This window comes from Raineya sp., from assembly GCF_053497555.1.
On record NZ_JBRCWE010000014.1, the window covers coordinates 1 to 8756 of the forward strand.

General features: G+C 36.9%; 8 protein-coding genes. 2 read left to right on the forward strand and 6 right to left on the reverse strand.

The features are described 5' to 3' along the window. The first annotated feature begins 145 nt into the window (after positions 1-145). The gene (gene tsf, locus ACWITO_RS01440) at positions 146-976 is read left to right on the forward strand and encodes a translation elongation factor Ts (protein ID WP_448528232.1); all 831 of its coding nucleotides are present in this window, start codon (positions 146-148) and stop codon (positions 974-976) included. Positions 977-1056: 80 nt separating this feature from the next. Beyond that, positions 1057-2031 (forward strand): lytic transglycosylase domain-containing protein, encoded by a 975-nt coding sequence (locus ACWITO_RS01445; protein ID WP_448528233.1) that lies wholly within the window; start codon positions 1057-1059, stop codon positions 2029-2031. A gap of 21 nt (positions 2032-2052) precedes the next feature. On the opposite strand, the gene ACWITO_RS01450 is transcribed toward ACWITO_RS01445, so the two are convergent. The 6 genes from ACWITO_RS01450 to ACWITO_RS01475 form a co-directional block, all read right to left on the reverse strand. After that, entirely contained in the window at positions 2053-2418 is a 366-nt protein-coding gene (locus ACWITO_RS01450; protein ID WP_448528234.1) for a MerR family transcriptional regulator, read from the reverse strand. Positions 2419-2548: 130 nt separating this feature from the next. Beyond that, on the reverse strand, positions 2549-3820 hold the full coding sequence (locus ACWITO_RS01455) for a serine hydrolase (RefSeq protein WP_448528235.1): 1272 nt from the start codon (positions 3818-3820) through the stop codon (positions 2549-2551). Between the two features lie 98 nt (positions 3821-3918). Then, positions 3919-5241 carry a hypothetical protein gene (locus ACWITO_RS01460; protein ID WP_448528236.1) on the reverse strand — a complete coding sequence of 441 codons (1323 nt, stop codon included), beginning with the start codon at positions 5239-5241 and terminating at the stop codon, positions 3919-3921. A gap of 13 nt (positions 5242-5254) precedes the next feature. Continuing rightward, positions 5255-6673 (reverse strand): APC family permease, encoded by a 1419-nt coding sequence (locus ACWITO_RS01465; RefSeq protein WP_448528237.1) that lies wholly within the window; start codon positions 6671-6673, stop codon positions 5255-5257. Between the two features lie 296 nt (positions 6674-6969). Continuing rightward, positions 6970-7980 (reverse strand): M23 family metallopeptidase, encoded by a 1011-nt coding sequence (locus ACWITO_RS01470; RefSeq protein ID WP_448528238.1) that lies wholly within the window; start codon positions 7978-7980, stop codon positions 6970-6972. A gap of 407 nt (positions 7981-8387) precedes the next feature. Then, on the reverse strand, positions 8388-8657 hold the full coding sequence (locus ACWITO_RS01475; RefSeq protein WP_448528239.1) for a hypothetical protein: 270 nt from the start codon (positions 8655-8657) through the stop codon (positions 8388-8390). Between the last annotated feature and the right edge of the window lie 99 nt (positions 8658-8756).

Below are 8756 nucleotides of genomic sequence, written 5' to 3' on the forward strand. Positions count from 1 at the left end.
AAAATTTTTTTTACAGCCTTAAAATATCCAAAAATAATCTGATAACCAAGAACTTGATTTTTTATGTAGAAAAAATTGTCTTTGCCATAAATTTTTTATACCTTTGCACCCAAATTCAGGTATCACTTAAAATTTTACAACCTATATGGCAATTACTGCACAAGATGTGAATAAACTTCGTCAGATGACGGGTATGGGTATGATGGACTGCAAGCAAGCCCTTACCGAAGCGAATGGTGATTTTGAAAAAGCCATTGAATTTTTACGCAAAAAAGGTGAAAAAATCTCTGCTAAACGTGCCGATAACGAAACCAAAGAAGGGGTTGTAATGATTTACACCAACGAGGCACAAAACGAAGGCATTATGTTTGCTTTCAACTGCGAAACTGAATCCGTAGCTAAAAACGCCGAGTTCAATGCTTTGGCTGAAAGAATTATGAAAGAAGCTATTGCTCAAAAACCTGATACTATTGAACAATTGATGCAACTGACTTCAGAAGGTAGAACTTTGCAAGAGTATGTTACAGATTTTATTGGAAAAGTAGGCGAGAAAATTTTAGTTACGGCTTATGCCAAAGTAGCAGGTGAAAAAGTAACCTCTTACTTACACAGCAACAATAAACTTGGGGTGCTTGTGGTTTTAGAAGGTACAAATGGAGTAGATTTCAAAGAAATAGGTAAAGATTTGGCTATGCAGATTGCCGCAATGAACCCTATTGCCGTAGATAGAGCCGATGTACCTCAGCATATCTTGGATAAAGAGCTTGAAATCGGTATGGAGCAAGCTCGCAACGAGGGCAAACCTGAGAATATGCTTGAAAAAATTGCACAAGGCAAAGTGAATAAATTTATCAAAGAAAGCACTTTGCTCAATCAGGAGTTTGTAAAAGATAGCTCAAAAACAGTGGCTCAATATTTGCAAGGCATCAGCAAAGATTTGAAAGTTGTTACTTTCAAACGTATTTCAGTTGCCTAAAAAGCAAATGCTATATTTTAGACGCTGTAAGGAATACGCTTCTTTACAGCGTTTTGTTTTCTTGAAAAATATTAAAAACTATGAAAAACTTTCAGAGTATTGTGTTGTGGGTACTTGTTTTGGGACTGATAGGTTACACTATTTATGACAAAAAATTTAATAACGTATTATATGAACAATACCAAGATGGCTCTTGGCATCAGACACAACTTATAGATTTTCGCTTGCCCGAAAGGCTGTACTTTGCCGATGAACCTGTGCCATTGGAAGATATAAGCGTGCGGCAACGTTTAGACCGAGAATTTTATGTATTCATTTTCTCTCACGCAGGTACAGCAATGACTATCCGAAGGGCTAATCAGTGGCTTCCTCGTTTTGAGAAAATCCTTTCAGAAATGGGAGTACATACAGATTTTAAGTATTTGCCTATTATTGAAAGTAATTTGATGCCCCAAGCGGTTTCGCCTATGGGGGCGGGTGGTTTGTGGCAAATTATGCCCGAAGTAGGCAAGCAATATGGCTTGGAAATCAATGAGGAAGTAGATGAACGCTTTCACCCTATCAAGGCGGCGTATGTGGCGGCTCGGATACTGAAAGAGAATTACCAAAAATTTGGCAGTTGGGCACTGGCGGCGGCGGCTTACAATGCAGGTGCAGGTTATTTGGAGGGAGTGATAAACTTTCAAAAGCAAAAATCTTATTACGATTTGTTTCTGTATCCCGAAACCGCTCGCTACGTAATTCGTTTGGTAGCTTTTAAGCATATTTACGAAAATCCTCAAAAATATGGCTATCAGATGAGACAGGAAAGTTTGTATTATTTCCCACCTTTACGAAAAATAAAAGTTACAGAAAACATCACCGATTTGGCTGATTTTGCCGAAAAATATGGAGTTTCTTACCGCACACTTATAGAATACAATCCCTGGATAAAAGGCAAAACGCTTAGCATCAAAGAAGGAAAAACCTATGAAATAGAGCTTCCTTATCCTCGCAATGAAGGTGAAGTGAAAAACAATAAAGATAGTTTGAAAAAAATGAAAGTAGAAGAATAAAAAATGAAAAAGGTGTGGTGTTTAGGCAGGTAATTCTTTTTTGAGCAAAGTAAGAAATTCTTTCATACGCTTGAGAGCCGCAATGGTTCTCAATTTTTCTTTCATCTCTTTGGAGCGATTACGCATAATTTCTTTGGCGGCGTCCAAACGATAGCCCTCTACTTTGGTGAGTTGGTAAATGAGTTGTAGGTCTTCAATGTCTTCTTTGGTAAAACGTCTGTCGCCCTTGCTATTTTTAGAAAATTGAAGCATATCAAACTCATTTTCCCAAAAGCGAATAGTAGAAGGAGGTACCTGTAACATTTCGGCTACTTCGCTAATGGTATAAAAAAGTTTGCCTTCTTGATTAAGGTCTAAAATTGTACTTTTCTCATAATTGTCTTTCATAAGCGTAAAAGTTTAAGAAAAAACACAAAAAAATACTTGAAAATTCTGTCATAAAGATATGAAATAAAAAATTAAAAATCAAGTTTTTACGAAAAAATTTTTTAATATTTTTTGTAAAACAAATAAATTTTTAATCATATAAATTAAAATCGGACAAATCAGGATTGTACTTTTTTTTGCGAGCAAGTTCGTACTTGTAGATGGTTTCGCTAAGAAGTTTCAGAAAAGGCATAGCTTCGGTGGCGTACTCATAATTATTGTCGTTGAGAATTTCGTTGCGGTTGGTATGAATAACAGCAGTGAGAAAAAACTCTACTTTATTTTCAAAATCTACAATGTAGGCGGAGTCAATGGCAAAACCATAAGCCAAACCTACAATATTAAACACTCTAATTTTAGGTTTGATGGGAGCTGTGGGATTTTGTCCGTATATGAAATATTTTTTGTATGTATCAAAAAATCCTTGTTCAGGGCGATAGGCAGTGAGCTTGCCTTCACGGGGATATGCCCCCATCATTTTTCTGACAAAACTTAATTGCTCTTGGGTGAGGTTAAATCTTTTTTGCGGTGGTAAGGCTTCGGGCAAAAGAGCCGAAATTGTAATTTCGTGCAAATATAGAAGTGGCAGAAAATTGTTTTGCGAAAAATCCATAGGGCTATACTGCAATCTGCCACTCATATCTACAAAGGCTTTGCCCAGCGAAACATTTAAGAGGGGATAAAGCGTAGAATCGTTACAGGTTTCGGGTTCTTTGTAAATGAGACGAAGTTGAGAGTCGTAAAACAGAGTGGCATTGGTGCATTTGTTTTGCTCGGTAGTGTAACAGGAACTTCCGAGCCTTCGGACTATTCGGAGGCTATCATAGCCTTTTTGAGCAAGTTGGGTATGAATATATTTTTGCCCTAAAAAATCATACAGACGAGCAAAGGAAGGGTTATCGCTTACCAGTAGCATTTGTTCAATGTATTTGGCTAAGCAAGGAGGGGAGGGGTCGTTGGCTAAATTGCCTATAGCCCCTTCGGGACAGAATTTACCTGCCATACTACTCATACGAGTAAAATGGTTGATAACTACATCTTCTTTTTCTTGGTTGATTTTATTAACTTTCTCTAAACTCAAAAGGGTAATAGGCAATTTGATGGTGCTTGCAGGGTAAAAATAGTTGTTTATATCAACATTGTACTTAAATGTTTTTAGTATAGGTTTATTTTGTTCGTCTCTGTCTATTTGTGAGTAAATGATTTGAATACCATATTCTTTCCGTTCTAGGTACTTTTTGAAATTATCGTATTGGGTATAGAGTACAAGTTCCAAAGGATTGGGAGGATTCTTTTTTTGAGCTAAAAGAACTTTGAAGCTAAAAGTAAAACTCACACAAAGAAAAATTGTAATTGCTTTCATAGTGCTTAGTGTATTTGAGTTGGGCTATAAACAAAAGCCCATAAGTTTTTGACTTACAGGCATTTGAATTGTTTTGAAAAAATCTTTTGCAGAAAAAATTACTTTTTCTTTTTCGGTTTTTCTTTGGGTTCTTCTTTTTTCTCTTCTATTACTTTTACTTCCAAGTCTTTATCGGTTACTTTTCCTACTTTTTTAGCAAGCATTAGGTTAGAGCTTCCTTCTCTGAACTGATAACCAATGCCAAAAGGTAAAGGTTTTACATTTTCTTTATTTCGGTATGCTTCACGCATCGCGGTTTGGTAGCGGTTGCTGAAAAGGCTGATAGGACCCGCATATACGCCGTAGAAAGTTTTTTGCCATTTACTATCGTCCGAGAAGTTGGAAAGAGGCATACCAGAGTCGTCTTGCAAAACGTATTGGCTATTTTTCAGAATTATATCGCGAATGATTTTGAAATTATAGTTTTTGCCTGGTGCCTGAACAGAATACATCAGGTAAGAAGCGGCTTTCAGGTAGGTAGCTGTGGGTTTGAGTTTTTCTAAGTATTTCCTGAAATCGGGGTTTTCTTCTAATAAGCCATAATCGGAAAGGTTGGCACTGAAATAAACTACGGAACGAATTTTATCATCATTTTTTCTTTTGTAGAAAATTCGGTTGCCATATACAACTTTTTTCTTTTTGTTGCTGCTATCAACTTTTTCCTTTTGCTCATTGGTAGGTATCAAATTGCCTTCGGTATCAACTACAACCTTTTCATAATAGGTAATAGTATTATCTAATTGGGCTAAATATAGCATAATCAGGTGAATGGTGCCATCAACTTCAATAGAGCGTCTGCCTGTCAAATCCACAGCCATATCGTTGGTGCGAAAAAAACTGAATTCGGCTAAAAAATATCCTGCTTTATTGAGTGCCGAAAAGTAATTGGTTTGTTTTTTGGCAATTTTTTCTACATTGAGCGGATTGCCAATAGGCTCTAAACCTATCATTATGGTTTCATCAAGATTAGGAAAAAACACTTGGGCGTGCAAGAAATCTGCCCCACTAAAAGGATAAAATAAGGTACCCCCTTTCTGATTGACTTCTTTCAGCTCTGCATCAGCCCAAGTACGCATTTTAGCAAGTTTCCCTTCTTTGAGCCTTTGCCATTTCCGATTGCTTTCTTGTGAATAGCCTTTCCAAGTTTCAGTTTTTTCGTATTCTTGCAGTGGGTTGCTTTCTTCTTGGGGCAGACCCGCAATAAAACGAGCTATTTCGTTATACTTCTTATCCGTTGGAATAACTCTTTCCTTTTTACGCTCTTTTACAAGCGTATCAGTAGTTTGAGTAGCTTGATTTTGCTTAGTATTCTTATCGTTTTTACAACTTGTAAAAAGATTGATGCTTACAACTATGGCAAGTGCTAAACTTATTTTTTTCATAACGGTTGATATATTAAACCTTTTTCTCTTGTAATCTTTTTTGATTGATTTTATCACTGATTAAAAAAACAGCAAAACCAGATAGTAGAGAGCCTATTGCCAAAATAGCAGGCATTACTTGTGAAATATAACTTTTTTCAGGGCTTAATCCTATACCGAAAACAGCTTTGAGAGAAGGGAATATGCGTTGCTCAAAAAGAAAGAACATTGTCCAAGCAGTACCTGCAATAAAAATAAGCGTAGTGATAGGGTAGCCCCAAGCCTTATAGGCTAAAAAACTTTCTTTTTCTCTGAATCGTAGAATAAATACCCCTAAAACCGTTGAGATAGTGAAAATTTCAAGCACAAAGGCAATGGCATAAAGCACGTCATTGAAACTTGAAGTAAGTACCAGCACTATGGCTATGCCCGATTGCAAAAAAATGGCTAAAACGGGTACACCTTTGCTGTTGGTAGTAGCGATATGCTTGAATATTTCAAAATCTTCGCCTATGGCTTTCGTTACGCGAGGACCTGCAAAAACCATTGCACTGATAGAAGAAACCAGTAGTAGGGCTATCATACTTGCCATTATTTTTCCACCCGCTTTACCAAAAATCATCATTGCAGACTCATACCCTACGTCTAATTTTCCTGCGAGTTGCTCAACAGGGGCGGTGTATAAAAAAACAAAATTCAGTAAAACATAGGCAAGCATTACAATCATTGTACCTAAAAAAAGCGATTTAGGAACGTTTTTACGAGGGTTTTCAATTTCGCCTGCAAGGTAAGCGGAAGCGTTCCAGCCCGAGTAGGCAAAAGATACATACGCCAGCGATACAGCAAAGGCAGGTTGCCACACATAGTTCCAATCGCCACTTTGTGGAAGCACCGAAATACTTTGTGGATTGGGGGTAATAATAAAGCCAGCCAGTATGAAAACACTGATTAAGAGCAATTTAACGGCTGTTGAGTATTGCTGAAAAAAACTGCCTTTTTTTACATCTGTGGCGTGAATGAGCGAAATGAGCAAAATAGTAGCTACTGCAATAATTTTTTGAAAAATAGGGTATTCATTTTTGGAGGCAAAAATTGCATCGCTAGCGTATTCGCCAAGAGCCATAGCAGCAAGAGCAATGGGTGCGGCAAAGCCTACGGTGGCAGAAACCCAACCTGAAAGAAAACCGAAGCCTCGGTGGTAAATTTGTGAAAGGTAATGATACTCTCCGCCTGAGCGAGGCATACGAGCCGCGAGCTCTCCGTAGTTGAATGCTCCGCAGAGAGCAATCACCCCGCCTACTATCCATAGAAGTAGTAGAGGAAAGACAGATTTGATATCCAGAGCTTGAAATCCTAAACTGGTGAAAACGCCTGCTCCTATCATATTAGCAATAACGATAGAAACGGCAGTCAGAAAACTTACCTGCGTTTGCGATTGAGAGGTATTGGACATTTGATTAGTTTATTATTTATGCGTAAGGCTACAAAACTATACGATTTGCATTATTATCACAAATTTTTTGATAAAAATGTTTTGTAGGTTAAGAAGCGAGTAGCAATACATTCAATTTATAACGCAAGTTTATTTTAAGGGTTCAAAATGAAGCTATATGAACTATATAAGATTACAATTGTAAGGTTCTGTATAACTTAATTATTTGAAAATTTTCTTATGACCTCTTCGCTTGTAAAAAACTTCAATTGCAAAGGTTTGTAAGTCAAATCTTTTACAATTTAACATAATATTTTTTATTCCTGAATTTTAACGTTTCTTGAATCCACAGCCCCCAAAGAGCGATTTTGACGAGAAGCGAGTTCTAAAATCTTGTCGTATTGTTCGGGGGAGAGGTCGTTGTAGAAGTAATATACGGGGTTTACTTTTTCACCTTTGTAAATTACTTCGTAGTGCAAATGGGGGGCAGTTGAAAAGCCCGTACTACCCACATAACCGATACATTCGCCTCGTTTTACTTTTTGTCCAAGCCTTACATTGAAACGAGAAAGGTGGGCATAGAGCGTGGTATAATCTTCGCTGTGCTTGATTTGAATTTCATTGCCATAGCCACCAAAATTGTTGTTGGCTACTACTACTTCGCCATCGGCAGTGGCATAAATGGGGGTTCCGTGGGGTGCGGCAAAGTCTATACCTGGGTGGAATTGGGCACCACCAAAAATAGGGTGAAAACGCATTCCAAAACCTGATGAAAGGCGAGTAAGTTCTTTATTAGAAATAGGCTGAATGGCAGGAATACGAGAAAGGCGGTCTTCTTTGTTTTTTGCCATTTGCATTATTTCATCATACGATTTGCTTTGTACGTACATTTTACGCTTGAGCATATCTACTTTTTGCAAAGTATTGAGGATAAGTTTTTCGGTTTGCAAGCCCTTTTGGAGTAAATCGCTGTATTTTTCAGTACCGCCTGCTCCTGCTATGCGTATTTCTTTGGGGATAGGGTCTGCGGCGAAAATCACTCTATACACTTTATCATCTCTTTCTTGCAAAGAACTAAGCACTTTATCGGATTCGTCTAATTTTTTATTGATAAGCTGGTAGTAGCTTTTGAGTTCCTCTACCTCGCGAGCCAGCTCAAGCTCTTTATCCGACTTGTGAAATTTGGCGTAGAGAAAGGTAAATAAAACACCAAACAGAGAAGCCAGCACAACAATACCTGCTATATTGAGAAATAGCTCCCATTTGCTAACCTGAACTCTTTCGTAACGGCAAGAGTCGGTATCGTAATAATATTTGATTTTAGCCATAAAGCAAAAAATAGTTTTGTTTGTGTAAAACGACTAAAACATTGTTTAATTGCAAAATACAAAGGATTTTTTCATTAAAACAAACACCCCTCTAATATATGTACGCTGTTTAGTAAAAAAAGTTTCATCAAAACACAAAAATATTTTCGAACAAAGCTAACTATTTCATCTTTTACTTCAAAGAAAAACTTGCAAAAATCTGATTTTTAACCTTTCAAAATTTATACTTTTTTTATTAAAAAACTTTGTATTTCAAAGTAAAATAAACACAAAAAACAAAGAAAAACAAAAACAACAAAGGCGAAAATTAAAAGAAAAGAGGGGAGAGAACGAAAAAGCAATTTTTATGAGTTAATAAAAAAGAGGGAATAAATCCCTCTTGCCACAAACTTTTCTTTTAGGATAGTTTATTTGAACCTACTTTTGAATTTCTCTAAATCAGCTTCGCTATTAAAAGGTCCCACTGAAGCAGATGATTGTCGCCCTTCATATTTTCCACAAAGTTCTTTACGAATACTTGTAACTTCTGATTTTAAGGTAGCATCGCTATCTGAGTCTAAACTGATATTATAGACGCCGCTTCCTGAATTTTTGAATATTAAGTCGTTGCTGATACCTTTGGGAACAGTGGTGGTGGTCAGTGTGTAGAGGTCTAACTTCTTTTTGCTTTCTCCCATTAAATTCACATTTGTAATAATAACGTGAGTTACAAGACTAAAAATTTGATTATCAAGTTTTTATTTTTAACAACTTAAATCCCCCCTTATTTACCTCCC

Bases quoted from the DNA above. Each gene is read 5' to 3' on its own strand.
- tsf (WP_448528232.1), top strand. From the start codon at position 146: ATGGCAATTACTGCACAAGATGTGAATAAACTTCGTCAGATGACGGGT.
- ACWITO_RS01460 (WP_448528236.1), bottom strand. From the start codon at position 5,241: ATGAAAAAAATAAGTTTAGCACTTGCCATAGTTGTAAGCATCAATCTT.
- ACWITO_RS01475 (WP_448528239.1), bottom strand. From the start codon at position 8,657: ATGGGAGAAAGCAAAAAGAAGTTAGACCTCTACACACTGACCACCACC.
- ACWITO_RS01465 (WP_448528237.1), bottom strand. From the start codon at position 6,673: ATGTCCAATACCTCTCAATCGCAAACGCAGGTAAGTTTTCTGACTGCC.
- ACWITO_RS01450 (WP_448528234.1), bottom strand. From the start codon at position 2,418: ATGAAAGACAATTATGAGAAAAGTACAATTTTAGACCTTAATCAAGAA.
- ACWITO_RS01470 (WP_448528238.1), bottom strand. From the start codon at position 7,980: ATGGCTAAAATCAAATATTATTACGATACCGACTCTTGCCGTTACGAA.
- ACWITO_RS01445 (WP_448528233.1), top strand. From the start codon at position 1,057: ATGAAAAACTTTCAGAGTATTGTGTTGTGGGTACTTGTTTTGGGACTG.
- ACWITO_RS01455 (WP_448528235.1), bottom strand. From the start codon at position 3,820: ATGAAAGCAATTACAATTTTTCTTTGTGTGAGTTTTACTTTTAGCTTC.